The organism is Kitasatospora sp. NPDC101235 (genome assembly GCF_044767505.1).
GTDB lineage: Bacteria > Actinomycetota > Actinomycetes > Streptomycetales > Streptomycetaceae > Kitasatospora.
The window spans coordinates 340,686-366,979 of the sequence record NZ_JBIWNZ010000002.1 but is presented as its reverse complement, the minus strand read 5'-3'; the positions used below and the strand labels follow the sequence as shown (position 1 = coordinate 366,979).

The 26,294-nt window shown below is 72.9% G+C and carries 22 protein-coding genes and 1 riboswitch; of the genes, 12 read left to right on the top strand and 10 right to left on the bottom strand.

What is annotated here, in order from left to right; genetic code table 11:
• Position 1 precedes the first annotated feature (1 nt).
• Together ACIRRH_RS05070 and ACIRRH_RS05065 are read right to left on the bottom strand one after the other, a co-directional pair.
• The gene (locus ACIRRH_RS05070; RefSeq protein ID WP_403061922.1) at positions 2-1,198 is read right to left on the bottom strand and encodes a LamG domain-containing protein; all 1,197 of its coding nucleotides are present in this window, start codon (positions 1,196-1,198) and stop codon (positions 2-4) included.
• A gap of 271 nt (positions 1,199-1,469) precedes the next feature.
• On the bottom strand, positions 1,470-2,687 hold the full coding sequence (locus tag ACIRRH_RS05065) for a ricin-type beta-trefoil lectin domain protein (protein WP_403061919.1): 1,218 nt from the start codon (positions 2,685-2,687) through the stop codon (positions 1,470-1,472).
• 435 nt (positions 2,688-3,122) lie between these two features.
• Here ACIRRH_RS05065 and ACIRRH_RS05060 point away from each other — a divergent pair, with 435 nt between their 5' ends.
• From ACIRRH_RS05060 to ACIRRH_RS05025, 8 genes are all read left to right on the top strand, one after another.
• A complete protein-coding gene (locus ACIRRH_RS05060; protein WP_403062422.1) occupies positions 3,123-4,541 on the top strand; it encodes a glycosyltransferase family 2 protein in 1,419 nt (472 codons plus the stop codon).
• Positions 4,542-4,546: 5 nt separating this feature from the next.
• Positions 4,547-5,623: a glycoside hydrolase family 26 protein gene (locus ACIRRH_RS05055; RefSeq protein ID WP_403061916.1), complete on the top strand. Its 1,077-nt coding sequence runs from the start codon at positions 4,547-4,549 to the stop codon at positions 5,621-5,623.
• Positions 5,623-7,302 (top strand): glycosyltransferase family 39 protein, encoded by a 1,680-nt coding sequence (locus ACIRRH_RS05050; protein WP_403061913.1) that lies wholly within the window; start codon positions 5,623-5,625, stop codon positions 7,300-7,302. The genes ACIRRH_RS05055 and ACIRRH_RS05050 overlap by 1 nt, the downstream gene beginning before the upstream one ends.
• 46 nt (positions 7,303-7,348) lie before the next feature.
• Positions 7,349-7,507, top strand: a riboswitch (cobalamin riboswitch).
• A gap of 167 nt (positions 7,508-7,674) precedes the next feature.
• Positions 7,675-10,122, top strand: coding sequence for a ribonucleoside-diphosphate reductase subunit alpha (locus ACIRRH_RS05045; protein WP_403061910.1), 2,448 nt, complete (start codon positions 7,675-7,677; stop codon positions 10,120-10,122).
• Positions 10,122-11,138, top strand: a complete 1,017-nt coding sequence (locus tag ACIRRH_RS05040; protein WP_403061907.1) for a ribonucleotide-diphosphate reductase subunit beta — start codon at positions 10,122-10,124, stop codon at positions 11,136-11,138. The genes ACIRRH_RS05045 and ACIRRH_RS05040 overlap by 1 nt, the downstream gene beginning before the upstream one ends.
• Before the next feature lie 413 nt (positions 11,139-11,551).
• Positions 11,552-12,610: a ferritin-like protein gene (locus ACIRRH_RS05035; protein ID WP_403061904.1), complete on the top strand. Its 1,059-nt coding sequence runs from the start codon at positions 11,552-11,554 to the stop codon at positions 12,608-12,610.
• Between the two features lie 149 nt (positions 12,611-12,759).
• Positions 12,760-13,251 (top strand): hypothetical protein, encoded by a 492-nt coding sequence (locus ACIRRH_RS05030; protein WP_403061901.1) that lies wholly within the window; start codon positions 12,760-12,762, stop codon positions 13,249-13,251.
• Between the two features lie 68 nt (positions 13,252-13,319).
• Positions 13,320-14,162 carry a PaaX family transcriptional regulator C-terminal domain-containing protein gene (locus ACIRRH_RS05025; protein ID WP_403061898.1) on the top strand — a complete coding sequence of 281 codons (843 nt, stop codon included), beginning with the start codon at positions 13,320-13,322 and terminating at the stop codon, positions 14,160-14,162.
• 96 nt (positions 14,163-14,258) lie between these two features.
• On the opposite strand, the gene def is transcribed toward ACIRRH_RS05025, so the two are convergent.
• From def to ACIRRH_RS04985, 8 genes are all read right to left on the bottom strand, one after another.
• Positions 14,259-14,900: a peptide deformylase gene (gene def, locus ACIRRH_RS05020; RefSeq protein ID WP_403061895.1), complete on the bottom strand. Its 642-nt coding sequence runs from the start codon at positions 14,898-14,900 to the stop codon at positions 14,259-14,261.
• Positions 14,901-14,943: 43 nt separating this feature from the next.
• A complete protein-coding gene (locus ACIRRH_RS05015) occupies positions 14,944-15,936 on the bottom strand; it encodes a hypothetical protein (RefSeq protein ID WP_224279740.1) in 993 nt (330 codons plus the stop codon).
• Positions 15,937-16,295: 359 nt separating this feature from the next.
• On the bottom strand, positions 16,296-17,645 hold the full coding sequence (locus ACIRRH_RS05010) for an HD-GYP domain-containing protein (protein WP_403061892.1): 1,350 nt from the start codon (positions 17,643-17,645) through the stop codon (positions 16,296-16,298).
• Between the two features lie 122 nt (positions 17,646-17,767).
• Positions 17,768-19,204, bottom strand: coding sequence for an HD-GYP domain-containing protein (locus ACIRRH_RS05005; RefSeq protein WP_403061889.1), 1,437 nt, complete (start codon positions 19,202-19,204; stop codon positions 17,768-17,770).
• Between the two features lie 406 nt (positions 19,205-19,610).
• Complete coding sequence (rsrA, locus tag ACIRRH_RS05000; protein ID WP_403061886.1) at positions 19,611-20,021, bottom strand: mycothiol system anti-sigma-R factor; 411 nt, start codon at positions 20,019-20,021, stop codon at positions 19,611-19,613.
• On the bottom strand, positions 20,018-20,923 hold the full coding sequence (locus tag ACIRRH_RS04995; protein ID WP_403061883.1) for a sigma-70 family RNA polymerase sigma factor: 906 nt from the start codon (positions 20,921-20,923) through the stop codon (positions 20,018-20,020). Before ACIRRH_RS04995 ends, rsrA begins: the two co-directional genes overlap by 4 nt.
• Positions 20,924-21,042: 119 nt before the next feature.
• Entirely contained in the window at positions 21,043-21,690 is a 648-nt protein-coding gene (locus ACIRRH_RS04990; RefSeq protein ID WP_403061880.1) for an alpha/beta family hydrolase, read from the bottom strand.
• Between the two features lie 30 nt (positions 21,691-21,720).
• Positions 21,721-22,473, bottom strand: coding sequence for an SOS response-associated peptidase (locus ACIRRH_RS04985; RefSeq protein WP_403061877.1), 753 nt, complete (start codon positions 22,471-22,473; stop codon positions 21,721-21,723).
• Positions 22,474-22,624: 151 nt separating this feature from the next.
• On the opposite strand from ACIRRH_RS04985, the gene ACIRRH_RS04980 reads away from it, so the two are divergent.
• From ACIRRH_RS04980 to ACIRRH_RS04965, 4 genes are all read left to right on the top strand, one after another.
• On the top strand, positions 22,625-23,350 hold the full coding sequence (locus ACIRRH_RS04980; protein ID WP_403061874.1) for a M50 family metallopeptidase: 726 nt from the start codon (positions 22,625-22,627) through the stop codon (positions 23,348-23,350).
• A gap of 68 nt (positions 23,351-23,418) precedes the next feature.
• Positions 23,419-24,750: a 3-phosphoshikimate 1-carboxyvinyltransferase gene (aroA, locus tag ACIRRH_RS04975; protein ID WP_403061871.1), complete on the top strand. Its 1,332-nt coding sequence runs from the start codon at positions 23,419-23,421 to the stop codon at positions 24,748-24,750.
• A gap of 15 nt (positions 24,751-24,765) precedes the next feature.
• Positions 24,766-25,818, top strand: a complete 1,053-nt coding sequence (gene rsgA / locus ACIRRH_RS04970; protein WP_403061868.1) for a ribosome small subunit-dependent GTPase A — start codon at positions 24,766-24,768, stop codon at positions 25,816-25,818.
• A gap of 127 nt (positions 25,819-25,945) precedes the next feature.
• Positions 25,946-26,269, top strand: a complete 324-nt coding sequence (locus ACIRRH_RS04965) for a multidrug efflux SMR transporter (protein WP_224283147.1) — start codon at positions 25,946-25,948, stop codon at positions 26,267-26,269.
• Positions 26,270-26,294: the final 25 nt, after the last annotated feature.

The window sequence follows — 26,294 nt, the reverse complement described above, 5'->3', positions numbered from 1 at the left end:
CTCAGCCTCCGAGCCAGGCACCGGTCGGCGCGATGGACGGAGGCGAGCTCGGACCGGCCACGATCTTGACGACGTCGGCCTCGGGCAGCACCTGGTCCCACACCTGGATGTCGGCGACCGCGCCGTGCCAGGGGTCGGCCCACTGCGAGTTGGAGCTCAGCCGGCCGACCTGAAGGGTGTTGCCGCCGCTCGGCGGCACCCCGGCCGACTTGGCCGAGGACTGCGGAGCGCCGTTGACGTACAGGGTGATCTGACCGGACGGGTCGTCGTACACGCCGGTCAGCAGCACCCACTGGTTGACCGTCGCGTCGCCCTTGGACCAGGCGACCGCCGAACCGCCGCCCGGCACCTGGACCTTGAAGTACCACTGGTCGTGCCCGTTGTTGTTGGCCCGGCCCAGCGAGTACGAGTAGTACTGGCCGTCGCCCTGGCTGACCGCGCTGCGGTTGCCGTTGGGCACGTCGACCAGCACCCGCGCGGAGACGGTGAAGCTCTTGCCCACGTCGACGACCGAGGTGGACGTCGAGGCGAACGAGTCCTGGCCGCTGGGCAGTTTGAGGACCTGCCCGGAGAAGCCGGTCATCGTCCCCTGCTTGGCGTCGGCACCCAGGTTGAGCGCGGCCGAGCCCTTCTTGGCGGGCAGCGAGCCGACGGTCGGCGGGCTGTCGATGCCCTTGACCGGCGGCGCGCTCGTCGGACTCGACGGACCGGAGGCCGTCGGGCTTGGCTGGCCGGTGCCCTGGGCCACCGGCTTCTTCTCCTTGCCGTGCTGGTAGTACCAGTACCCGCCGCCACCGGCGGCGGCCACCACGACCACGGCGGTCACCACACCGATCAGCTTGAGCCGGCGGCCGCGCTTGGCGGACTGCTCGTTCTGCTCGGCCAGCGCCTCCCAGTCCGGTGTGCCGGACTGGGAGACCGGCATGCCGGACGGGGGAACCGGCGGCTGGAAGCCGCCCTGCTGCTGCCAGTGCGCCACGGGCTGGGCCGGCTGCGCGCCCGGCGGGAAGGGCTGCTGACCGATGGGCGGGCCGGGCTGCGGCATCGGTGCCTGCGGCGGAACCGGCTGCGGCTGTACGGGGTGCGGCTGCTGCGGCGCCACCGGACCGGGCTGTACCGGCCCCGGCACCAGCGGGGCGGGTCCCCCGCCCGGATGCGGCACCGGCGGCACCGGCTGCGCGGCCGGATACGGCGTCATCTGCTGGGGCTGCACGGGCGCAGCGGGCGAAGGCCCGTAGCCGGACGCGGGGCCGAAGGCTCCGCTCGGGGACTGCGGTGGCACACCGGTGGCCGGAGCGGCCCCCCCGGCCGGTGCCTGCTGCGGTGGCGTGGGGGGCTGGCCCGGCTCGCCACTCGGTACCGGTCGATCGCTCATGGCCCGAATGCTAGGGCATCCACCCCGCCACGCCCATGGGGGGTGCGCGGACGAAACGTCAATACGGCTGCGGTTTCCCGCGCGCGACGCCGACTCATGCGGCTCCGTTGTACGGCAGCTTCCAGCGCTGCGAGACGGTGTCCGCGCACGGCCTCAGGATCACCGCCGTACCGTCCGCGAGCGCCCCGCCCGCGGTGCCCAGGCACAGCCCGGTGTCCTGGTGCTTCAACCGCTGCCCGGGGGCGGTGACCCAGCGCTGCGTAGGGCCGCCGGTGCACTCGGCCAGCGTCACCGAGGAGCGGTCGGCGGCCGGCGCCAGGCAGGCCGCTCCGCCGCGCAGCGAACCGTCGTTGCCCACCGTCCACCCGGTCGAGACGGCCTGGTCGCCGCAGGATCCGACGGTCACCGGCGTCCCGGCGATCCCGCCGCCGCCGTGCCGCAGGCAGATCCCCGGAGCGCCCGCCGGGACCTCGCCGGCCGGCAGGCCGACCCGGTTGTGGAAGGCGAAGGAGTTGCTGCGCAGGCCCGTCCCACCGCTCCAGACCTCGAAGCCCGCCTGCACCCGGCACAGGTAGGAGCCCTTGGGGACGTACCCGCGGGCCATCGCGTCGGCGGTGAACAGCCGCAGGTTGAGGCCACGGGTGGTGTGGGTGGGTGCCGTGCGGACGTAGCTGATCACGCTGTGCGGGCCGGTGATCGGCGCCTGGTAGACGTGGTAGCCGGCGTCGCCGAAGGGCAGGGCGTCCGACACCTTGTCACCGGCGGGCCGCACGTTGTCAGTGGCGTCCAGCCAGATCATCACCTCGGCGCTCTCCCCCGGGAGGCAGTTGTCCGGGCTGGAGCCGTACCAGAGGTCGAAGGAGAGGTTGAAGGAGCCGCTCACCCGGCCGTTGGCGTCCCAGTCGGCGGTGGCGTCGCCGAGTGCGCTGACCGGCACCGGCAGTCCGCTCGCGCCCGGGGCGGTGGAGACGTTGGGGTAGGCGCCCGGGGCGAGCGGGTTCTTCGGAACGAAGTCGTCGGTCCGGGACAGCGTGAACCCGCTGTCCCCGACCGGGTCCACGCAGACGGTGCCGGCGGTGTTCCACGGGTTCGGTTCGAGGACCTTGGCGCCGCCGTCCAACGCCAGCTTGGGGAACGGCTCCTGCGCGGTCGAGCAGAGACCCGGCCCGGACGCCGCCGTCGTGGCGGCCGGCGGCTCCACCGCCCCGACCTCGCCGCTGCACCCGGCCAGCAACGCGGCGACCGCACCGAACGCGGTGACCGCCCGCAGGCCCCGCGCCAAGCGCCCGGCCGTGCCGTCCTCGATGATCATCACTCTTCCCCGAACCGTCCTCGCCCGTCGAGCGGACAACCGTACACAAGCGCTCCGGCCGCACCCTCGTTCACATCACGATCGGAACTCGATATCGGTTCCTGGTGGCTGACGGAAGAGGGGGGAGCGAACTCCGTGCGATCGGTCCCGTACGATCCTGGCGTCCCCTGGTGCCCGAGCGACAACGGCCGCCGGGCGGGGACGGTTCAGACTCAGTACGGCTTCGGGGGAGTAGAGCACGTGACTGTCACCGAGAGCGCGCGACTCGCGGGAGGCGGTCAGCCGCCGGTCTCACGACGCCGCAGCCGGCGCGACCCGGCCGCCCGCAACCGGTGGGGCCTGCTCCCCCAACCCCCGGACAACACCGAGAAGTACCTCTACGCCCGCACCAACCTGTGGGTGCTGACCTGCTTCTCCCTCATCAGCTTCGCCTGCATGGTGGCCAGCGAGATCGGGCTGCTGGGCGCGACGCCGTGGTTCCTCTTCTTCGTACCGCCGCTCGCCTTCACCATCGTCTACTACCTGATCTCCCGTTGGGTGCACGGCTTCAACGAGACCTTCGACCTCTCCGCCCACCGGGCCCTGGTCAAGTCCTGGCAGCCCGAGCGCTATCCGACCGTCGACATCTTCCTGCCCGTCGCCGGCGAGCCGATCGAGGTGCTGCACAACACCTGGACCCACGTCGCCCGGCTGCGCGACCAGTACCCGGGCGAGGTCACCCCGTACGTCCTCGACGACAGCAACAGCCCGCAGCTCGCGCAGATGGCCGTCGACTTCGAGTTCGTGTACGGCACCCGCGACAAGCTCGGCTGGTTCAAGAAGGCCGGCAACCTCCAGTTCGGCTTCCGCAATTCCGACAGCGACTACGTCCTCATCCTGGACGCCGACTTCGCGCCCCGGCCGGACCTGCTGAACGAGATGCTCCCCTACATGGAGGCCAACCCGCGCCTCGGCATCATCCAGTCCCCGCAGTTCTTCCGCATCCTCGACTCGCAGAACTGGATCGAGCGCGGCGCCGGCGCCGTCCAGGAGCTGTTCTACCGGACCGTCCAGGTCTCCCGGCAGCGCAACGACGGCGCCATCTGCGTGGGCAGTTGCGCGATCTACCGGCGCTCGGCGCTGGAGGAGAACGGCGGCACCACGCTGATCGGCCACTCCGAGGACGTACACACCGGCTTCGACCTGCGCCGCCTCGGCTGGGACCTCCAGTACATTCCCGTCGCGCTGGCCACCGGCGTCTGCCCGGACAACGTCGGCGGCTTCTTCAACCAGCAGTACCGCTGGTGCACCGGCTCGATGAGCCTGCTCGGCAGCAAGAAGTTCTGGCAGACCAAACTGCGGCCGGTCACCCGGGCCTGCTACCTGTCCGGCTTCTTCTACTACATCCACACGGCGCTGTTCACCGTCGTCTCGCCCCTCATACCGATCGTCCTGCTGCTCGCCCGCCCCGACCTGATCCGCTGGGAGAACACCGCGCTGGTCCTGCCCGGCCTGATCTACGCGACGATCATCTTCCCGCTCTGGCACCGCAACCCCTACCGGCTGGAGGCCTGGGCCGCCCGCATGATGTACGGCTGGGCGCACGTCTTCGCCATCTGGGACATCGTGCGCCGCAACCGGATGGCCTGGCAGCCGACCGGCTCCAGCGGCGCCAAGAGGAACAAGACCCGCCGGTTCTGGATCGGCGTCATCGCCTGGGGTGGCGGAACCGCCCTGCTCTGGGTACTGCTGAGCATCTGGCGGATGCTCACCATGGGACCGCTGAACTTCGCCCTCGTCCTCGCCTCCGGCCTCTTCTACGCCACCATCGTGGGCCGGGTCCTCGTCCAGCCGCGCCCCACGGAAGCAGAGTGATCGCCATGACCGCCCACCTCCGACGGGCCGGCCGGCTCCGTCGCCGGCTGGCGCTCCCGCTGCTGACCGCCGCCGGCCTGCTGCTCGTCACCGCGTGCGGCCCCGAGGATCCCGGCTTCGCGATGCAGAAGGACTTCGCCCAGGCCGCCCCCACCGCTCCCGGCGCGACCCCCGGCGGCGCCGCACCGGCGGCGCCCGCCCAGCCCAAGGCCCTGCCGTCCGGCGTCCCGTACGACGTCACGCCGCTACTCAAGCCGAGCCACAAGTACCTCGGCGCCGCCCTGCCCGACGTCCCCGCCACGATGGACGCGCTGCCCGGCTACAGTTCCGCGATCGGCAAGCAGCCCAACGTCCTGGAGTACTACGCCCACTGGAAGGGCGGCTTCGACACCGCCGGCGTGCGCCGGATCCACGAGGCCGGGGCACTGCCCTTCATGGCCTGGGAGCCGCACGACCGCTCGCTCGCCTCGATCGCGGCCGGCGACACCGACGACTACGTGCGCGGCGTCGCCAAGGCCGTCGCCAAGCTCAACCTGCCGATCGCCATCAGCATCGCCCACGAGATGAACGGCGACTGGTACCCGTGGGGCCGTCAGGCCGCCACCCCCCAGGACTTCGTGGCCACCTGGCGCCACGTCCACGACCTCTTCGACCAGGCCGGCGCCACGAACGTGATCTGGGTCTGGAGTCCCAACATCACCGACCCCGCGCCCAACACCCGCCTGGCGCCGTACTACCCCGGCGACACCTACGTCGACTGGGCCGGCATGACCGGCTACTTCACCCGCACCGGGCCGAAGACCTTCGACGCCCTCTACGGGCCGACCATGGCCGAGATCCGCACCTTCTCCAACAAGCCGTTCTTCATCAGCGAGACCGCCTCCGAGCAGGGCAAGCGCCAGCACGCGGACATCGACCAGCTGTTCTCCGGGCTGGAGGCGCACGACGACATCGTCGGCTTCGTCTGGTTCAACATCGTCAAGCGGGCGGACTGGCGGGTCGAGGCCGTCCCGGACACCCTCGCCGCGTTCAAGCAGCGCGTGTCCGACCCCCGTTACGGCTTCGACATCCGGAACCCCTGATGAGCACTGAATCCGACTTCCCTCCCGTCCCGCACGGCCGCTCCGCCCAAGGCCGCCCCGCCCACGGCCCGACCGCCGAACCGGACCCTGACCACGCCGAGCCCCGCACGGCCGTGGCGGTGGACAACCCCGACGCCGTCGAGCTGGCCCCGTACACCATCCCGCAGGTTCCCGCGATCGGCTGGGACCCGGGCCCCAGCCCCCGCCGCCGCTGGATCGCCCGCGGCCTGCTGGGCGCCGTCCTGACCGTCCAGGCCGCGCTCTCGCTGCGCCTGCTGGCCGCCGCGCACCCCGACGAGGCCGCCGCCATGGTCTCCGGGCGCCAGCAGCTGGCCCACCTTCTGCACGGCACCCCGGTCACCACCGACCTGGTCGACCGGGTGCACGGCTCGCCCTGGCTCTACCCGCCGCTGGCCGGCGCCGCCGCCGACGCCAACGGCATCTGGGGCACCCGGCTGCTCAGCCTCGGCTTCGCGCTGCTCACCACGGTGCTGCTGTACTCGCTGACCAGGCGGCTGTTCAACGAGCGGGTCGCCATCTGCGCCATAGCCGTGTACGCCGTCCTCCAGTCCACCGTCGTGGTCGGTTTCTACGCCGCGCCCGAGTCCCTCGCCGTACTACTGGTCGCCCTCGCCGCCTGGACCACGGTGTTCACCGCCCGCCGCCATCCGGCCCTGGCCCTGCTCGCCGCCCCACCCACGGCACTGGCCTGCGCCGTGGCCTACTCCGCGGCCTTCGCCGTGCCCGCGCTGGTCGCCCTCGCTTTCGCCTGCGCCCGGCCGTACCACCGGGCCGGGCCGGCCGCCGTGCGCGCGCTGCTGACGGCCCTCGGCACCCTCGTCCTGCTGCTCCCGTTCGGCACCCTGGGCAAGGTCGCCGGGTGGTCGCCCTCGCAGGGCAACGCCCGCGGCTCTGCCGGCTCGATCCTGCTCGGCACGCTCCAGTGGGCCGGTCTGTTCACCGTCCTCGCGGTGGCCGGCACCATCGCCTACGCGCGCCGCGAACAGATGAACGAGCACAACGCGACGGAGAAGGACGCCGTCCCCACCTCCCGGAGCCAGCGTGCCCTGTTCGGGGCCACCCTGACCGTCACCGCCCTGCTGATCCCCGCCGCCCACCTGTGGACCGGCACCTCCGGCGCGCTGTTCCGCCACCTCGGCTACGGCATGCTGCTCGCCGCCCCGCTCGCCGGGGTCGGCCTGACCCGGCTGGTCGGTGCCCACTTCCGCCATCCCCAGCTCGGCATCCTGGTCTGGGTCGCCCTGCTCGCCCTCGGCCTGGAGCAATCCGCCCTGCGCTACCAGAACGGGCCCGACTCCGGCCGTCTGCTGGCCGTCCTGCGGGCCCACACGCAGCCCCAGGGCCGCTACCTCACCGAGGTCGACGGACTCGCCGAGTACTACCTCGGCAGCGTCTCCAAGCCCGAGCAGTGGGTCTCCGCGCGCACCGGCACGGAGTACCGCGACGGGGCCGGGGTCCAGCACCACGGCGACGACGGCAGCGCGGCCGCGATCCGGGACGGCTGGTTCACGATGGTCGTCCTCGACAGCACCGCGCCGAGGGCCACCGACCGGGCCCTGAGCGAGGCCCTGACCGCCGCCGGGCACTACCGGCTGGTCGCCCAATTCACGTCGCCGACCGGCGATTCGAGTACGTACAAGGTCTATCTCAAGCACTGACCGGCCGCCCGGCTCACGCACATCTGCGACACGACAGGCACAACATATGGTGCCGCCGCAGTCCGGCGGCACTACATGTATGCTCACTCCTGCTGTCGATGCAGGGGAACCCGGTGCGAATCCGGGACTGCCCCGCAGCGGTGTGCGGGCGGCTCCAGCAGCCGTCCCGCGAGTCCGATTACCTGCCGGACAGCGTGCGCCACGGCCCTCCCGCAGAGGCCGCGCCGGCACCAGCAGTACCCCTCCGGGCCTCGCGGGCGGGCCGGGGAGTCACCGTCGCGCGACGCCGTCTGCGTTCGCGCCGTGCTCCCCTGCCCAGATCGGCCCGGTGCCCCCGATCACCGCCGCCGATCGCCGCCAGGAGAGAGCGCCTTGACCATCGCCGCCTCAGCCACCCTGCCCGCCCAGGGCTCCGGTACCGCCTTCACCGACCCGACGGTCTCCGACCCCGGCGGCGCCCTGCTGCGGCTGCTCACCGACCGCAGCACCGACCTCACCGAGGTGGACCCCGGCCATGTCGCCGCCGCCGCGCTGCGCGGCCGCCACGCCGGCTCGGACTTCGCCGAGCTGCGCGGGCTGGCCGTGGACGCCGCCGCGTCGATGATCGCCGAGGACCCCCAGTACTCGAAGCTGGCCGCCCGCCTGCTCGCGCTGGAGATCGTCGACGAGGCGACCAGCCAGGGCTCGGTGTCCTTCTCCGCCTCGATCGCCGTCGGCCACGCCGAGGGCCTGATCGGCGACACCACCGCGGCCTTCGTCGCCAAGCACGCCGCCGCCCTGGACGGGCTGATCGACGCCGCGGGCGACGACCGCTTCGAGTACTTCGGCCTGCGCACCGTGCAGTCCCGCTACCTGCTGCGCCACCCGATCACCCGCAAGGTGATCGAGACCCCGCAGCACTTCCTGCTCCGCGTCGCCTGTGGCCTGGCGGTCGGCGACAGCGAGCAGTCGGTGCGCGAGGTGGCCGAGCTGTACGGCCTGATGAGCCGCCTGGAGTACCTGACCTCCTCGCCGACGCTCTTCAACTCCGGCACCCGCCACCCGCAGATGTCGAGCTGCTACCTGCTCGACTCCCCGCTGGACAACCTGGACTCGATCTACAGCCGCTACGCGCAGATCGCCCGGCTGTCCAAGCACGCCGGCGGCATCGGCCTGTCCTACTCGCGCATCCGCTCGCGCGGCAGCCTGATCCGCGGCACCAACGGCAAGTCCAACGGCATCGTGCCGTTCCTGCGCACCCTCGACTCCTCCGTCGCCGCCGTCAACCAGGGCGGCCGCCGCAAGGGCGCGGCCTGCGTCTACCTGGAGACCTGGCACGCCGACATCGAGGAGTTCCTGGAGCTCCGCGACAACACCGGCGAGGAAGCGCGCCGCACCCACAACCTCAACCTGGCGCACTGGATCCCGGACGAGTTCATGCGCCGGGTCAACGCCAACGAGGACTGGTCGCTGTTCTCCCCGGCCGACGTGCCGGAGCTGGTCGACCTGTGGGGCGCCGACTTCGACGAGGCGTACCGCAAGGCCGAGCTGGCCGGCAAGGCCGTCCGCACCATCCCGGCGCAGACCCTGTACGCCCGCATGATGCGCACCCTCGCGCAGACCGGCAACGGCTGGATGACCTTCAAGGACGCCTCCAACCGCGCCGCCAACCAGACCGCGCTGCCGGGCCGCACCGTGCACTCCTCCAACCTGTGCACGGAGATCCTGGAGGTCACGGACGACTCCGAGACCGCCGTCTGCAACCTGGGCTCGGTCAACCTCGGCGCCCACGTGGCCGCCGGCGCCTCCGCCGACGACCTGCTCGGCGCCATGGACTGGGAGCGGCTGGACGCCACCGTGCGCACCGCCGTCACCTTCCTCGACCGCGTGGTGGACATCAACTTCTACCCGACCACCGAGGCCGGGACGTCCAACTCCCGCTGGCGGCCGGTCGGCCTGGGCGTGATGGGCCTCCAGGACGTCTTCTTCAAGCTGCGGCTCGACTTCGACTCCGCCGAGGCGAAGCAGCTGTCCACGCTGATCGCCGAGCGCATCATGCTCACCGCGTACGAGCGCTCCGCCGACCTGGCCGAGCAGCTCGGCCGCCACGAGGCGTACGGCGAGACCCGTGCCGCCCGCGGCGAGCTGCACATCGACCACTTCTTTGGAGACAAGCACAGCCCGACGGCCGCCCCGCAGTGGGCCGACCGCTGGACGGCGCTGCGCGCCCGGATCGCCGAGACCGGCCTGCGCAACTCGCTGCTGCTGGCCATCGCGCCGACCGCGACCATCGCGTCCATCGCCGGCGTGTACGAGTGCATCGAGCCGCAGGTGTCCAACCTGTTCAAGCGCGAGACGCTCTCCGGCGAGTTCCTCCAGGTCAACCCGTACCTGGTGCGCGAGCTCAAGGAGCTCGGCGTCTGGGACCAGCAGACCCGCGACGCCCTGCGCGACGCCAACGGGTCCGTCCAGGAGCTGAACTGGCTGCCGTCCGAGGTGCGTTCGCTGTACCGGACGGCCTGGGAGCTGCCGCAGCGCGCGCTGATCGACCTGGCCGCCGCCCGCATGCCGTACCTGGACCAGAGCCAGTCCCTGAACCTGTTCATGGCGGCGCCGACCATCGGCAAGCTCAGCTCGATGTACGCCTACGCGTGGAAGGTCGGTCTGAAGACCACCTACTACCTGCGTTCGCGCCCGGCCACCCGCATCGCCCAGGCCGCGCCGGGTGCCGCCCGCGCCGCCGCGCCGGTGCCGGTGAACACCCCGACCCTCACCCCGGAGCAGGAAGCCGCCATCGCCTGCTCCCTGGAGAACCCCGAGTCCTGCGAGGCCTGCCAGTAATGTCCGACGACCGCCAGAAGATGCTGCTCGACCCCGGCTTCGAGCTGACGCTGCGCCCGATGCGCTACCCGTCGTTCTACGACCGGTACCGGGACGCCATCAAGAACACCTGGACGGTGGAGGAGGTGGACCTGCACTCCGACGTCGCCGACCTGGCGAAGCTCAACGAGGGCGAGCGCCACCTCATCGGGCGACTGGTCGCGTTCTTCGCGACCGGCGACTCGATCGTCTCCAACAACGTGGTGCTGAGCCTCTACAAGCACATCAACTCCCCGGAGGCGCGGCTCTACCTGTCGCGTCAGCTGTTCGAGGAGGCCGTGCACGTCCAGTTCTACCTGACGCTGCTGGACACCTACCTGCCCGACCCGGAGGACCGCGCGGCCGCGTTCGCGGCCGTGGAGAACATCCCCTCCATCGCGCAGAAGGCCAAGTTCTGCTTCAAGTACATGAACGCGGTCGACCACATCGACTCGCTTCAGACGAAGGAGGACCGGCGGGCGTTCCTGCTCAACCTGATCTGCTTCGCCGCGTGCGTCGAGGGCCTGTTCTTCTACGGCGCGTTCGCCTACGTGTACTGGTTCCGCAGCCGCGGCCTGCTGCACGGCCTGGCGACCGGCACCAACTGGGTGTTCCGCGACGAGTCCATGCACATGGACTTCGCGATGTCCGTGGTCGACACCGTCCGCGAGGAGGAGCCCGACCTCTTCGACGACGAGATGGCCAAGCAGGTCACGGAGATGCTGGAGGAGGCCGTCGAGGCCGAGCTCCAGTTCGCCCAGGACCTGTGCGGTGACGGTCTGGCCGGCATGAACACCGAGTCGATGCGCCAGTACCTGGAGGCCGTCGCCGACCAGCGCCTGGCCCGCCTGGGCCTGCCGATCCGCTACGGCTCGACCAACCCGTTCGGCTTCATGGAGCTCCAGAACGTCCAGGAGCTGACCAACTTCTTCGAGCGCCGCGTGTCGGCGTACCAGGTGGCCGTCGAGGGCTCCGTCTCCTTCGACGACGACTTCTAAAGGAAGTACGGACACAGAGGTGCCCCGCGCGGCCACAGCCCGTGCGGGGCACCTCTGTTGGTTCAGTCGGTCGGAAACTCCCCGGACTTGACCCCGGCGATGAAGGACGACCGCGCACCAGAGCGACCCCGGGCGCGAGTGCGTGCCGGGGTGTTCGCCGCTCCGGGCGCTGGTGCGCACCTCCGAGTGCCCGTCGGCGTGCTCTGCCATACGGGGGAAGGCGCCCCGAGCATGGGGGTGAACCGGGGCCGACCGACAGCGAACGGCGGTGGTGCGGGCGACTGTTCGGCAGCGTCCCGCACCGTCGGGCACTCCGCCGTCCGACTGCACTCCCGGGGCGCACCGCCACCATGCGCACCCACACGGTCAACTCCCCAGTACCTTCCGGTCACCACCGAACGAAAGGGCTGGTCATGACCACTCTGGACTACCGCAGCGACGCCATCGTCCGGCTGATGCACGTACCGCCCGAGGAGTGCGACGAACAGTGGCTCAGGGACGCGCTGCAGCGGGCCATCGTGCTGGAGCTGTCGACGATCCCTCCGTACGCCGCCGCCCTCTGGTCGGTCAAGGACGACCAGGACGAGGTCGCCAAGTCGATCCGCGAGATCGTCTTCGACGAGATGTCCCACTTCGGGCTCATGTGCAACATGCTCACGAGCATCGGCGGGACGCCCCACGTCACCGGCGGGGCCGTCGTGCCGCAGTACCCCGGCGCGCTGCCCGGCGGCGTCCGGCCCGAACTGGAGGTCTACCTGAGCGGGTTGAGCCGGGATTCGGCCTTCCTGTTCTCGGAGATCGAGAAGCCGGACAACCCGATCGCGCTCGCCGAGACCTACACCTCGATCGGCGCCTTCTACACCCGGATCGCCGAGGTCTTCCCCGCCTTCGCCCACCTGCTCACCGGGCAGCGGCAGATCGAGTTCCCGATGGCCGGGCAGCACGGCGCCGGCAACGACATCGTGCCGATGAACACGATCGGCGACGTCCTCCAGGCCATCGAGATCATCAAGGCCCAGGGCGAGGGCACCGACGCCTCGCCGGAGAACCCGTTCCCCGGCAAGCCGGGGGAACTCGCCCACTACTACCGGTTCCGCGAGATCCACCACGGCCGCAAGCTGATCCAGGTCTCCGATTCCGCCCACCCCAAGTGGGACTTCCAGGGGGACCCGATCCCACTGCCCGACTGCCACCCGGCGGCCCGGGTGCCGGCCGGCGGCTGGGCCGAGGATCCGACGAACCGGCCCACCCCGGACACCGCGGCCAAGCTCGACGCCTTCGACGGGCACTACAGCTCCATGCTGCGCGACCTGGAGGAGGCCTGGCGGTCCGGCACGACGCCGCCGCTGTTCTCGGCGATCGGGTCGATGGGCGCGATGCGCTCCGCCGCCCGGACGGTCCTGGCGATCCCGCTGCCCGACGGCAGCGGCTCCACCTACTGCCCGGAGTTCCGGTACACGGACCCGAGCTGACCCCGGAAGCGGCGCGGGGCCGGCCGGCGGAACCCTCGCCGACCGGCCCCGCATCGCTGCAGACGACCGGGGTTCCGGCGCGGCCCGGCTCCGGCGTGACCGGCCGGCTCGAATCGCCGGAATCTATCACACCTGCTACGGTCGTATTCATGATGAAAGAAACCGGCGCCCAGTCCGCCGCGACCGAGCTCCGGATGCCCCTCGACACCAAGGTGGTCGTCTGGGTGTTCTGCGGCGCGGTCGGCGCCGGCCTCGGCTTCGCCGTCCCGTGGCTGCTCCAGTTCGCCGCCAGGCACCCGATCCCCTACGCGGACACCGTGAGGTTCCTGGGCTCGTTCACCTCCCCGGCCATGGTGGCCGGCCGGCCGCTGGTGCTCGCCGCCGTCGGGCTCCTGATCGGGATGTTCGTCACCTACCACGCCGCCACGCTGCGCATCTCGGACGAGAGCATCACCATCGTCGAGGGCGACGACAGCCGGGTGATCGCCCGCGACCAGGTCGGCGGCGTCTTCCGCCACGGCGGCAAGGTGCGGATCGAGTCACCGCTCGGACGCGTCCTCTTCGACGACGACGTCGAAGGCGGGAAGGCGGCCGTCGCCTCGGCCTTCCGCCGCCACGGCTATCCCTGGGAAGGCGCCTGAGCTCCCGTGTGGCAGATTGACCGGACGGCCCCGCACAGGGGGCGCGTGATCAAGAACCGAGGTCTCCCGTGTCCGCATACAAAGCCGCACCGCGAACGGTCGTCGAGGCCTGCTTCGACCCGCAGGGCACGGCCGCACTCGACTACGTCTACGACGTCGCCGCGGCGGTCGGCCTCGCGGACCAGCCGGTCCGGCTGGCCGTCCGCCGGCTGGAGGCGGCCGGTACCCTGCGCCAGGAGGGGCGGGGCCGCAAGGGCCGTCTCGTCCTGACCGACGCGGGCAGGCTCCGCTCGGACACCGACGTCCGGTTCGTCGCGCTCGCCTACGCCCAGGACGCCGGTCTCGTCCCCTGGGACGGACTCTGGCGCCTCTACACCTTCTCCGTCCCCGAACGGCACCGGTCGGAGCGCGACGCCCTGCGCACCGCGCTGACCCGGCTCGGCGCCGTCCCGCTCGCGCCCGGCGCCTACGTCAGCCCCCACGACCTCCTCGACGAACTCGCCGCCGAGGCCTCCGCGCGGACCGTCGGCACCTACCTGATCACGGCGGAGGCCACCCGTCTGACCGGCCCGGGCTTCACCGGTCCCACCGCCACCGCGGAGCACCTCTGGCCCCCGGCCGAGACGGTCGAGGCCTACCGGCCGCTCGCCGAAGCGCTCGCCGAGGAGCCCCTCGGCCCCGACCGCAGCCCCGTCGAACTGGTCGCGACCGCGCTGCGCCTTGCCGAGGCATTCACCCACGCCCTGGAGCGCGACCCGCTCCTCCCCCCGGAGCTGCGGCCCACCCCCTGGCCGCCGTCCCGGGTGCGGCGCGACTTCCAGGAGGCCTGGACCGCCATCCGCGGCCGCACCCCCGACCTCTCGCTCTTCCGGGCCTTCGACACGGAACCGGCGGCCACCGGCCGTTCCTGATCCCCGTGTCCGGCACGGCTGTTCGACGCCGGAGCGGACAACGCACAGGGCCGGTACGGAACTTCCGCACCGGCCCTGCCAACTCGGGGTCGGTCCTTACGCGTTCGGCACGGTCGCGTACTTCGGGGTGCCCTCGGCCATCTGCCGCAGGGCGTCCTTGCGGTCCCGCTTCGACAGCTTGTCGATGTAGAGGGTGCCGTAGAGGTGGTCGGTCTCGTGCTGGAGGCAGCGGGCGAAGAAGCCGGTGCCCTCGACGCGTATCGGCTTGCCGTCCTTGTCGACGCCGGTGACCGCGGCGTAGTCCGGGCGGGGCAGCTCGGCGTAGGCGGTGGGGACGGAGAGGCAGCCCTCGTTGCCGTCGTCGAGGACGCGGCGGCGGTCGGCCGGGTACTCCTCCAGCACGGGGTTGATCACGTGGCCGATGTGGCGCACGCCCTCGTCGTCCGGGCAGTCGTAGACGAAGACCTTGAGGTCGACGCCGATCTGGTTGGCGGCGAGGCCGACGCCCTCGGCGGCGTACATGGACTGGAACATGTCGTCGATCAGTGCGGACAGCTCGCCGTCGAAGGCGGTGACGTCCTTGACCTCCCGGTGCAGCACCGGGTTGCCGACGACGGTGATCGGGCGCGCGGTGCCCTTGCTGAGGTCGGGCTCCTCACCGATCACCTTCACGGGCGTCTCGGGCGCCGTCCCCTCCACGTCGTGCTCGTGCTCGTGCTGCTCGGCCTGCTCCGCCATGTCTTCCGCTTCCATAGGTCTACGCGTTACCTCACCAGGGTACTCAGCACACTTCTTCGAGATCCCGATAAGCCCGACTTCCCGGGGCGGCCGCGACCCAGCGGTCCAGCAGGGTGCGCACGAGGTGGGCCGGGGCGGCGATCCCGCACTCGCGCTCGACGAGCCAGGACATCCCGGCCGCGCCGCCCTGGCTGAGGTGGCTGAGGTGGCCGGGGTGGGCGGCGTCGCCGTCGTCGTGCGGGTCGTGGTGGGCGGCGACGCCGTCGTCGGAGGCCATCCGGCTCTCCGAGCAGGCACGGCACAGCAGCCGCACCGAGGAGGTCCAGTCCTCGGCCGCGTAGCCGGCGTCGGCGACCAGCCGTTCCAGCGCGTCCCGGTCCCCGGCGGTGGCGGCCTGGAGCAGCACCACGTAGGTCGGCACCGGAGAGGGCGCCCACAGCTCGATCTCGTCGAACACCGGGTAGGCGACGCCGTCGGTGACCCGCTCGCCGTGCGGGGCGCCGTCGTGCAGCACCACCTCGCCCCAGCGGCGGCCGGAGGACGGCAGCGGGATGGACAGCACCTCGATCCGGGCCGGGTCCAGCCGGCGGCCCCAGACCACCTCGGACTCGCCGTCCGGGGAGAGCCGCACCGGGGTGGTGCCGAGGTCCAGGCTGACCGGGCCGTCCGGCTGCCCGCCGGGGCCGCCGGGCAGCTTCAGCCCGTACGCCTGCCAGGCGCGGCGGGCCAGCGGCCAGTCCTGTAGGGCGGTGGCGGTGATGCCGAGGTTCCACCAGTCCGGGGCGCCGTGCTCGCGGTCCAGCAGGGCGACGGCGCGCAGGCCGGCCGAGCGGGCCTGCTCCCAGTCCCGGCGGAACTTGTGCAGCAGGGCGAGGTTGAACCAGGAGTCGGAGAGCCACGGCTCCAGGTCGGCGGCCATCACCAGCAGCGCGCCGGCGTCCTCGTAGCGGCCGTCGCCGATCAGCGTGAAGGCCCGGTCGGTCGTCTGCCGCCAGGTGGCGGACGGCCGGTGCCGTGCCCGGTGGAAGATCCTCACGTTCGTCCCTGCCGTCGTCGTCCGCTCAAGTCCCGTGCCACCGTGCCCGTCCCGCCTCGGACGGCGTTCCGGGCCCGGTGTCCCGGGTCGGTGTTCCACGCTACGACCGCATCCAACCACGCCCGCCCCCGCCCGCGCTCCCCACCGCCGAGGTTGGGGCCCGCCCCTCCCCAGCCTGCCTGCCCGATCCCGCCCGCTCAACCCCTGACGTCCGGGAGCCGGTTCCCGGGCCCCGCGGCAGCGGCGGACGGCCCGTGCTGCGCGAGCCCCGCACACCCGGGCCCGCCCCTCTGCGGCGGGCCCGGGGCCCGTCTTGCCGACCGGGTCGCGGCCCCCGGGAGCGACCAGCGGGACGGGCCCTATCCGCCCACCCTGGCCAGGGCGTCCACCACGCGGGCGTCGTAGACCCGGCCGCGGCCCAGCCTCAGCGCCTCCAGCGCCTCCAGCCGCCCGACCGCCTCGCCGACGCCCCGGCCGCGGGCCGCCGTGAGCAGGTCGTCGTGGGCGTTGGCGACCCGGATGATCCGGGACGCGAGCGGCACCGGGCCCTCGCCGGGAACGGCCCCGGTGACGGGGTCGGCCAGCCGGGCGACCTGCTCGGCGACCTGCCGGGGCACCCCGGTGCGGCTGATCACCTCGCTGCCGAGGCGGGCGATCCGCTGCTGCTCGGCACAGGGCAGCAGAGCGGTGGCGCCGTCCGGCACCGGTTCGACCAGGGACAGCTGGCCGACGTCGTGCATCAGCGCGGCATACTCCAGCAGGGCGAGCTCGCGGGTGCCCAGACCCAGCTCGCGGCCCAGCGCGCACGCCGTGTCCGCGACCCGGCGCGCGTGCCCGTGCGGGGTGTAGCCGGCCAGCTCGGTGGCCCGGGCAAGGCTGGCGATGGTCTGCCCGGTGGTGGCCCGCACGGCGGCGGCGCGCCGGAAGGACATCTGGGCGAGCAGCAGCGGGGTGCAGAACAGCGGCAGCGCCCACAGCCCGACCTCGCCGGCCGCGAGGCTGACCAGCATCCCGGTGGCGACGATCGCCGAGCCGATGCCGAACAGCGAGCGCAGCTCGTCCTCCAGCGCCGCCGGGAACCGCAGCCCGCCGCCGGAGCGGCGCAGCAGTGCCGCCAGGGTCGCGTCGCAGAGCGCGGCCAGCGCGGCGACGGCGGTCAGGAACACCCCGTACGCCGGGCCGTCGGGGGAGAAGCGGTCGACCGTGCCGCCGTTGTAGAGCGGCTGGAAGACGGCGGCCGCGAAGCCGACGGCGAGCACCCGGCGGGCGGCGCCGTCGCGGCGGGCCGGGTCGGCCCAGGACGGACGGCGGTGCGGGTGCCCGGGGCCGTCCGGCGGGACGGGGCGCGGCAGGACGAGGCCGGCCAGCCGGCCCAGCAGCAGGCCGGCCCCGGTCACCGCGACCACCTGGAGCGTCCCGTGCGCGGTCGGCACTCCGCGCAGCGGCCCGAGCAGGGCGTACGCCAGCGCGCCGGCCGCGCCGATCGGCGCCTGTTCCCGATCCCCCGGAAGGGTGATCCGGACGCACTCGCCGAGCGCGATCAGCACGGTGAACGCCAGCGCGACCCTGGGCGCCGCGACCCCGCGCACCGCGACCGCGCCCAGCGCGAGCACCAGCAGTACGGCGGCCGCCGCGTGCACCGCGCGCGCGGTGCGCCCGCAGGGCGTGCAGCCGAGGACCACGCGCCGCAGCGCTCGGGCCCCGGGCACCGCACGAGCGGCAGCGGAACCAGCGGCAGCCGTACGGCCGGAAGCGGTACGCCCGGAGGCGGCACGGCCGGACATCTCACGCCCGAGGGCCGTACGCCCCCGGAGCTCGCGCCCGAGGGCCCTCACGACTGCCCGGCCGCAGTACCGGACATCCCGCCCTGGGGTGGCACCCGGCCCGGTGCCACCCGGACCGGCTCGGGCACCCCGAGCGGGATGTCCGGCACCGCCTGGATGCAGTCCTCGGAGTGCACCACCGGCTGCCAGTCGTGCCCGGCCAGCGCGTCGATCAGCGCCCGCACCATCACCGGGTCGAACTGGCTGCCCGAGCAGCGCTCCAGCTCCGCGACCGCCTCGCCGACCGGGCGGCCGCGCCGGTAGGAGCGGGTGGAGGTCATCGAGTCGAAGGCGTCGGCGACCGAGATGATCCGGGCGAACTCGGGGATCTGCTCGCCCGCCAGCCCGCTCGGGTAGCCCCGGCCGTCCATCCGCTCGTGGTGGTGCAGGATTCCGGCGTGCGCCTCGCCGAGGAAGTCGATCCCGCGCACCAGCTCGTACCCGTACACCGGGTGGATCTCCACCGCCCGGCGCTCCGCCTCGGTCAGGGGACCGTTTCTGCGCAGAAGCTCGGTGGCCACCCCGAGCTTGCCGACGTCGTGCAGGATGCCGGCGAAGCGCAGGGTGCGCAGCCGCTCGGCCTCCATGCCGAGCTGAGCGGCGATCAGCACCGAGGCGTGGCCCACCCGTTCGCTGTGGCCCCGGGTGTAGGAGTCCTTGATCTCCACGGCCTGCACCAGCGACTGCACGGTGGCCTGGTGGGCGTCCCGCTCGCGCTGGCCCTGAGCGAACACCCAGGCCGAGATGGACAGCGGCAACAGCGCCAGCAGCGCCGCGAACGCACCGTACGGGCCCTGCCAGAGCACCGCGACCATCAGCCCGCCGGCCGCGTGCACCAGCACCGGCAGCCCGCACACCGACTGCGCCCCGCGCAGCAGCACCCCGGCCCGGCGGCCCTCGCTGAGCATCAGCATGACACCCACCACCACGCCGTTGACCAGGCAGAACACCGCGACGGCGGCGAATCCGGGCAGCAGCGCGGCCGGGAAGCGGGAGCCGAGCAGCAGCTGTGGACCGTGCAGCTGGCAGAAGGCGGCCGAGGAGGCGAAGGCGCACAGTGCGAGCTGGGAGCCGTTGAACAGCTGGCGCGGGCGGCAGCCGCGCCCGCTCGGTCCGCCGAGCAGCGCGGCCGGGGCGGCGACCAGGGCGGAGGCGGCCGGCGGGAGCATCAACACCCCGGCGAACAGCACCGGGAAGAAGGCGTTCACCCCGGGCCGGGCGGGCGCCCGCTCGGGCAGCGCCGGCCGGCGCAGCAACCGGCGCACCAGCACCAGGCAGGGCGTGGGCAGGCCCTGAGCCAGGGACTCCCAGCAGCCGTGCAGGAAGGCCAGCAGTCCGACCTTGGGCCAGTCCACCGGTGCGCCGAGCCAGCCCGGCACCCCGGGGGTGGCGGCGGCGGGCAGCAGTGGCACCAGGCAGCACAGCGCCGCCACCGGGACGGCCACCAGGTAGCGCGCCGCTCCTCGCGGCAGGGTCGATCCTCCACAGTCGGTAGCGATCGCGACCTCCCCGCCGTACGGACCCCGTGTTGCCTCAACGCGTCGGGCGGACCGACGGTGAGTGTCCGTCAGGAGAATAGGCCGCCGCCCGGGCATGGGGACGCATGGTGCCGCAATGGCGCAGTTGGCGCACCGCCAACTCACTCGAACGAGTGACGGCGCATGCGAGCAGGACGGGAGCGGCCCCGGGAGCGCACGCTCCCGGGGCCGCTGTTACTCCTTGTCCGAACCGTCCGAACCATCCGAACCGCCCGAACCGCCCGGCCCGCCCTCGCCGGCGGACCGACGGGCTACCGCACCCGGCGGTCGACCACCCGGCCGGCCACCGCACGGACGTCCGCCCGACGGGCCGTCACTCCGCCTGGGCGCCGGCCTCGACCGGCGCGCCGGAGCGCTCGGCCGACTCCGCCTCGGCCGCTCCGCCCGGCCTGGGCGCCGGCCGCGCCGACTCGGCGTGCACCTCGACGGTGGTCTCCACCGCGACCACCACCTGCTCGCCCGAGCGCTGCCCGGCCCGGATCGAGTCGATCCTGGCCAGCACCTTGCCGCGCAGGTCGGTCGGGGTGTCGTCGCACCCGCAGGAACGCTTGATCAGCGCCTTGATCGCCTGCTCCAGCCCGTACTGCTTCAGGCAGGGCGAGCACTCCTCGAAGTGCACGCGCAACTTTGCGCAGTCGCCCTCGGGCATCTCGTTGTCGAGGAATTCATAGAGGTGGTCGAGGACCTCGCCACACTCGGTTTCGTGCGGATCGCCGCAGCTCATGAGCCCGAGCCCTTCGCTTCCTGCCCTGCCCCGCTGCCGGCCGGGACCAGCCCGCGCTCACGGGCGTAATCCTCCAGCATGCCGCGCAGCTGACGGCGGCCGCGGTGCAGCCGGGACATCACCGTACCGATGGGAGTACCCATGATGTCCGCGATCTCCTTGTACGCAAAGCCTTCTACGTCCGCGAGATAGACGGCGATCCGGAATTCCTCCGGGATGGCCTGGAGCGCGTCCTTCACATCGCTGTCGGGGAGGTGGTCGAGCGCCTGGGTCTCGGCCGAGCGCAGACCGGTCGACATGTGCGACTCGGCCCGGGCCAGCTGCCAGTCCTCGATCTCCTCCGCCGCGGTGCGCTGGGGCTCCCGCTGCTTCTTGCGGTACGAGTTGATGAACGTGTTGGTGAGGATGCGGTACAGCCAGGCCTTGAGGTTGGTGCCCTCGCGGAACTGGTGGAAGGACGCGTACGCCTTGGCGAACGCCTCCTGGAGCAGGTCCTCCGCGTCGGCCGGGTTGCGCGTCATGCGCAGCGCCGCCGAGTACATCGGATCCAGGTAGCCCAAGGCGTCGCGCTCGAAGCGCTCCCGCCGGGCCTCCTCGCTCTCCTCCGCCGACACCCGGTAGGTGTCCTCACCGATCGCCTCGGCCAGCTCCTCACCGGTGAGCGCCTCGCCCGTAGGCAGGGCGTCGCCCGGGCCACGGCCCGGATCGGCCTCGTGCTCGGTCCCGACGACCGGACCCACCTCCTCGGCATGACGAGCACGGCCCACGGCGGGCCGTCCAGAAATGGAGGATATCGGGCTGACGGGCTTCTCGCCCGCGTCGAGCCACTCCGACCAGGAGGGGGCGAACGCCGCGGTGGCCTCGCGCTCCTCAGGCCGTTCGGGGCACGCGATCGAACCCATCTGCCCTGCCTCTCACCGGTGACTCCTGCTGACGGTGACGACAACCACCGGAACCCCTCCCGCATTCCCACCCGCACCGGCCGTTCACTCGCACGCGCATTCGAGTGGAAACGCCCTGCTCACCGGCCCCGGACGAGAGCCAGCACCCAGTCCCCCACCGCACCGCAGATCAGGTCCAGCACCTCGTCCTGCCCCACCGGCGCCCGCTTGGGCACCTCGAAGCCGTGGCTGCCGTACGGCACCCCCACCAGCTCGTGCCCCGCCGGCAGCTCCGGGAACTCCCCCGGCCCACCGAACGGGTCCGCCGCGCTCTGCACCACCAGCGTCGGCAGCCCGGAGTCCAGCAGCTCCTCGGCCCGGCTCTTCTCCGGCTTGCCCGGAGGGTGCAGCGGGAACGCCAGCGCCACCACCCCGACCGCCCCGGTCGCCGCGCCCGTCCGGCAGGCCACCCGCGCCCCGGCGCTGCGCCCGCCCACCACCAGCGGCAGCCCCTGCCCGGCCAGCCGCTCGGCCACCGGCCGCCAGCCGAGGTCCAGCGTCTTCGGCGCCGGGCCGAGCTTCCTGCCCGCCACCCGCCAGGGCTGCTCGACCAGCGCCACGGTGATCCCCCGGGCCGGCAGCCTCCCGGCCAGCGCCACCAGGTCCCGGGCCTCGATCCCACCGCCCGCACCGTGGCCGAGCGCCAGTACGGCCTCGGGCTCCGCGGCCCGGTGGTAGCTGATCCGGGCCTCCCCGGCCTCGGTGGGGACCAGTTCGGTGGTGCTCATCTCGACGACTCCAGGAACGTTCGGCACGGGTCAGAACAAGGTGGTCTCGTACTCGACCTCGGCCCACGGCTCCTTGAGCTCCGGGCCGTTGTTGCGGATGCTGCCGACCGCCGGCGACACCGGGGTGGCCAGCAGCGCGCCCGGCGGCGGGGGTGTCAGCAGCCGGCGCAGCCCGTCCGGGTCGGTCAGCCGCGGGTCCAGCCACTCGTCCCAGTCCTGCGGGTCCAGGAACAGCGGCATCCGCTCGTGGATCGGCGCCAGCGCCTCCTCGGCGTCCGTGGTGACGACGGTGAACGTCACCAGCCAGGCCTCCGGGTGCCCGGGCGGCACCGCCCGGTTGCGCCAGAACTCGTACAGCCCGGCCAGCGCCAGCGGGCTGCCGTCCGCCCGGGAGACGAAGTACGGCTTCTTGCGCGCCTTGCCGCGCTCCCCCGGGACCGTCTGCCACTCGTAGTAGCCGTCCACCGGCAGGATGCACCGGCGGGCGGCGAAGGCCTGCCGGTACGAGGGCTTCTCGTGCACCGTGTCCGACCGGGCGTTGATCATCTTCACCGCCGTCTCGGCGGAGTTCGACCACTGCGGCACCAGCCCCCAGCGCAGCACCCGCAGCTGCCGCACCGGTCGCGGCCGGTCCCTGCCCAGCCGCTCCAGCACCACGAACGCGCTGTTGGTCGGCGCGACGTTCCAGTTCGGGTCCAGGGTCTCCTCCGGGTCCCAGTGCTCGACGTCGAACAGCTCGACGACGTCCTCGGGCTTGCTGCTGGCTGCGAACCGACCGCACATGCGGGCCAGCTTGCCATGCCGCCACTCCTCAGGACTTGTTCATCCCCGGCCCGGAACCGCCCGCTCCCGCCCGCCCGTCCCCGCATGGGAGGCTGCCCCGAACGGCCCAATGCGACGGCCCAGTGCGACGGACGGAGGCGGAGAGACACCGATGAACGCGAACGACCAGACCCTCGGCGACCTGTGGAACCAGGTGGCCGGCACCCAGACCGCCCCGCCCGGCTGGCTGGTCCTGGCCACCGGCGCCGCCGCCCTGCTCGCCGTCCTGGCCCGCCCGCTGTGGCACGTCGCCCGCAACGCCGTGACCATCGCCCATGAGGGCGGCCACGGCCTGATCGCCCTGGTCACCGGCCGCAAGCTGGCCGGCATCCGGCTGCACTCGGACACCTCCGGACTCACCCTCTCCTACGGCCGCCCCACCGGCCCCGGCATGGTCCTCACCGCCGCCGCCGGCTACACCGCCCCCGCCCTGCTCGGCCTCGGCTGCGCCGCCCTGCTCGCCGCCGACCGGATCACCCTGCTGCTCTGGCTGGCGGTCGTGCTGCTGCTCGCCCTGCTCCTGCGCATCCGCAACGCCTTCGGCTTCCTCAGCGTGCTGGTCGCCGGCGGCGCCTTCTTCCTGGTCTCCTGGTTCGGCAGTGCCGAGGTCCAGGCCGGCTTCGCCTACCTCGGCTGCTGGTTCCTGCTCTTCGGCGCCGTCCGCCCCGTCCTGGAGCTCCAGCACCAGCGCCGGATCGGCTGGGCCCGCGACTCCGACGCCGACCAGCTCGCCCGGCTCACCCACGTCCCCGCCCTCGCCTGGGTCACCGTCTTCCTGCTCGTCGCCCTCGCCTGCCTCGCCCTCGGCGCCGCCTGGCTGCTCCAGCCCCTGCAGTAGGGCCTGTCTCGGCATCCGGCCCCGGTCCGCCGCCGAGGCCGTTCCGGCGCGGCCCCTAGACTTGCCCCATGACCGAGACCCTGTGGCCCGCCCCCGTCGCGACCAGCCCCGTCGACGCCACCGTCACCATCCCCGGCTCCAAGTCGGTCACCAACCGGGCCCTGGTGCTGGCGGCACTCGCCGACGGGCCGGGCTGGGTGCGCCGCCCGCTGCGCAGCCGCGACTCCCAGCTGATGGCCGACGGCCTGCGCGCCCTCGGGGTCACCATCGAGGAGAAGGTCAACAACGACTCCGGCGGCACCGGCGGCGGCGAGGCCTGGCGGGTCATCCCCGCCCCCGCGCTGCTCGGCCCCGCCTCCGTCGACGTTGGCAACGCCGGCACGGTGATGCGCTTCCTGCCCCCGCTCGCCGTCCTCGCCGACGGCCCGGTGCACTTCGACGGCGACCCGCGCTGCTACGAGCGCCCCCAGCACGGCGTGATCAACGCCCTGCGCGCGCTCGGCGCCCGGATCGAGGACGGCGGCCGCGGCGCCTTCCCGCTCACCGTGCACGGCACCGGCTCGCTGGACGGCGGCCCGGTCGAGCTGGACGCCTCCTCCTCGTCCCAGTTCGTCTCCGCGCTGCTGCTCTCGGGCGCCCGCTACAACCACGGCATCGAGGTCCGCCACGTCGGCGGCCCGGTTCCGTCGCTGCCGCACATCCGGATGACGGTGGAGATGCTGCGGCTGGCCGGCGCCCAGGTCGACGCCCCCGAGGACGGCGGCGAGAAGGACGTCTGGCGGGTCACCCCCGGCGCCCTGCTCGGCCGCGACCTGGTGGTCGAGCCGGACCTCTCCAACGCCGCGCCGTTCTTCGCCGCCGCCCTGGTCACCGGCGGCCGGGTCACCGTGCGGGACTGGCCCGGGCACACCACCCAGCCCGGCGACCAGCTGCGCGAGATCTACACCCGGATGGGTGGCGCCTGCGAGTTCACCGACGAGGGCCTCCAGTTCACCGGCACCGGCCGGATCCACGGCATCGAGGCCGACCTGCACGACGTCGGCGAGCTCACCCCGGTGATCGCCGCGGTCGCCGCGCTCGCCGACTCCGAGTCCCACCTGTACGGCATCGCCCACCTGCGCCTGCACGAGACCGACCGGCTCGCCGCGCTCGCCAAGGAGATCAACGACCTGGGCGGCGACGTCACCGAGACCGAGGACGGCCTGCGGATCCGCCCGCGCCCGCTGCACGGCGGCATCTTCCACACCTACGAGGACCACCGGCTCGCCACCGCCGCCGCCGTCCTCGGCCTCGCCGTGCCCGGCGTCGAGGTCGAGAACGTGGCCACCACCGCCAAGACCCTGCCCGACTTCCCCGGGATGTGGTCCGAGCTGCTCGGCGGAGCGGCGGCGGGCGTCTGAGCGGAGACTGAGCACATGCGCCGCTACGGCAAGGACGCCGACGAGGACGACATCCGCAACCGCCCCGCCCGCCGGGGCTCCCGGCCGCGGACCCGGATCCGACCCAAGCACGAGGACGCCGCCGAGGCGATGGTGCTGACCGTCGACCGCGGCCGGATCACCTGCCTGGTCGACCCGGGGACGAAGCAGGAGCGCGAGGTCGTCGCCATGAAGGCCCGCGAGCTGGGCCGCAAGGGCGTCGTCGTCGGCGACGTGGTCAACCTGGTCGGCGACCTCTCCGGGGACGCCGACACCCTCGCCCGGATCGTCCGGGTCGAGGAGCGCAGCTCGGTGCTGCGGCGCACCGCGGACGACGACGACCCGTACGAGCGGATCGTGGTCGCCAACGCCGAGCAGCTGGCCATCGTCACCGCCCTGGCCGACCCGGAGCCGCGTCCCCGGCTGATCGACCGCTGCCTGGTGGCGGCCTACGACGCGGGCATGGAGCCGCTACTGGTGCTCACCAAGTCCGACCTCGCCCCGGCCTCGACGCTGCTGGACTCCTACGCGTCGCTGGGCATCACCTACGTGGTCACCCGCCGCGACGAGCTGGAGACCACCGGTGCCGAGGCCGTGCGCGAGCACCTGCGCGGGCTCTCCACGGTGTTCATCGGCCACTCCGGCGTCGGCAAGACCACCCTGGTCAACGCGCTCGTCCCGGACCGCCAGCGGCAGACCGGGCGCGTCAACGCGGTCACCGGCCGCGGCCGGCACACCACCGTCTCCGCCCTGGCCCTGCGGCTGCCCCCGCCGCCCGGTGCCAAGCCGGGCTCGAAGAAGGCGCTGAACCCCGGCTGGGTGATCGACACCCCCGGCTTCCGCTCCTTCGGCCTCTCGCACATCGACCCGTCCCGGGTCATCCACGCCTTCCCCGACCTGGAGCCCGGCACCGTCGACTGCCCGCGCGCGTGCAGCCACGACGAGCCGGACTGCGCGCTGGACGCGTGGGTCGCGGACGGCCACGCCGAGGCCGCCCGGCTCTACTCGCTGCGCCGTCTGCTGGCCAGCAAGGAGGGCGAGGTCGACTGAGCCCGGCCGCCCTTCGCCGTTCCCTGAGGTTGGTGGCCCGTTCGAGGTGTCGGAGCGGGCTCACCTGGCGATCATAGGAAAGTCGGGCCATCGCGGTCCGACCGTCGATCGACAGGGAGGGCACGCGATGGCATGGGCCCTGGTGGTCCTGGCCGGCCTGCTGGAGACCGGCTTCGCGGTCAACCTCAAGCTCAGCGAGGGCTTCACCAAGCTCTGGCCCACCATCAGCTTCTGCGTGTTCGCCCTCGGCAGCTTCGGCCTGCTCACCCTCTCCCTGAAGACCCTGCCGGTCGGCCCCGCCTACGCGGTGTGGACGGGCATCGGCGCGGCCGGCACCGCGGTCTACGGCATGGCCTTCCTGGGCGAGAGCACCTCGGTGCTCAAGCTGGTCTCGATCTCGCTGGTGATCGCCGGCGTCGTCGGCCTCCAGCTCAGCACCGCGGCGCACTGAACGGCCGGGCGCCCGCACCCGATCC

Coding starts and splice junctions, on each gene's coding strand:
- ACIRRH_RS05035 (WP_403061904.1), top strand. CDS start 11,552: ATGACCACTCTGGACTACCGCAGCGACGCCATCGTCCGGCTGATGCAC.
- def (WP_403061895.1), bottom strand. CDS start 14,900: ATGGCGGAGCAGGCCGAGCAGCACGAGCACGAGCACGACGTGGAGGGG.
- ACIRRH_RS04980 (WP_403061874.1), top strand. CDS start 22,625: ATGAACGCGAACGACCAGACCCTCGGCGACCTGTGGAACCAGGTGGCC.
- rsrA (WP_403061886.1), bottom strand. CDS start 20,021: ATGAGCTGCGGCGATCCGCACGAAACCGAGTGTGGCGAGGTCCTCGAC.
- ACIRRH_RS05030 (WP_403061901.1), top strand. CDS start 12,760: ATGATGAAAGAAACCGGCGCCCAGTCCGCCGCGACCGAGCTCCGGATG.
- ACIRRH_RS04990 (WP_403061880.1), bottom strand. CDS start 21,690: ATGAGCACCACCGAACTGGTCCCCACCGAGGCCGGGGAGGCCCGGATC.
- ACIRRH_RS05055 (WP_403061916.1), top strand. CDS start 4,547: ATGACCGCCCACCTCCGACGGGCCGGCCGGCTCCGTCGCCGGCTGGCG.
- ACIRRH_RS04995 (WP_403061883.1), bottom strand. CDS start 20,923: ATGGGTTCGATCGCGTGCCCCGAACGGCCTGAGGAGCGCGAGGCCACC.
- ACIRRH_RS05060 (WP_403062422.1), top strand. CDS start 3,123: ATGGTGGCCAGCGAGATCGGGCTGCTGGGCGCGACGCCGTGGTTCCTC.
- ACIRRH_RS05065 (WP_403061919.1), bottom strand. CDS start 2,687: ATGATCATCGAGGACGGCACGGCCGGGCGCTTGGCGCGGGGCCTGCGG.
- ACIRRH_RS05040 (WP_403061907.1), top strand. CDS start 10,122: ATGTCCGACGACCGCCAGAAGATGCTGCTCGACCCCGGCTTCGAGCTG.
- aroA (WP_403061871.1), top strand. CDS start 23,419: ATGACCGAGACCCTGTGGCCCGCCCCCGTCGCGACCAGCCCCGTCGAC.
- ACIRRH_RS05070 (WP_403061922.1), bottom strand. CDS start 1,198: ATGACGCCGTATCCGGCCGCGCAGCCGGTGCCGCCGGTGCCGCATCCG.
- ACIRRH_RS05050 (WP_403061913.1), top strand. CDS start 5,623: ATGAGCACTGAATCCGACTTCCCTCCCGTCCCGCACGGCCGCTCCGCC.
- ACIRRH_RS04985 (WP_403061877.1), bottom strand. CDS start 22,473: ATGTGCGGTCGGTTCGCAGCCAGCAGCAAGCCCGAGGACGTCGTCGAG.
- ACIRRH_RS04965 (WP_224283147.1), top strand. CDS start 25,946: ATGGCATGGGCCCTGGTGGTCCTGGCCGGCCTGCTGGAGACCGGCTTC.
- rsgA (WP_403061868.1), top strand. CDS start 24,766: ATGCGCCGCTACGGCAAGGACGCCGACGAGGACGACATCCGCAACCGC.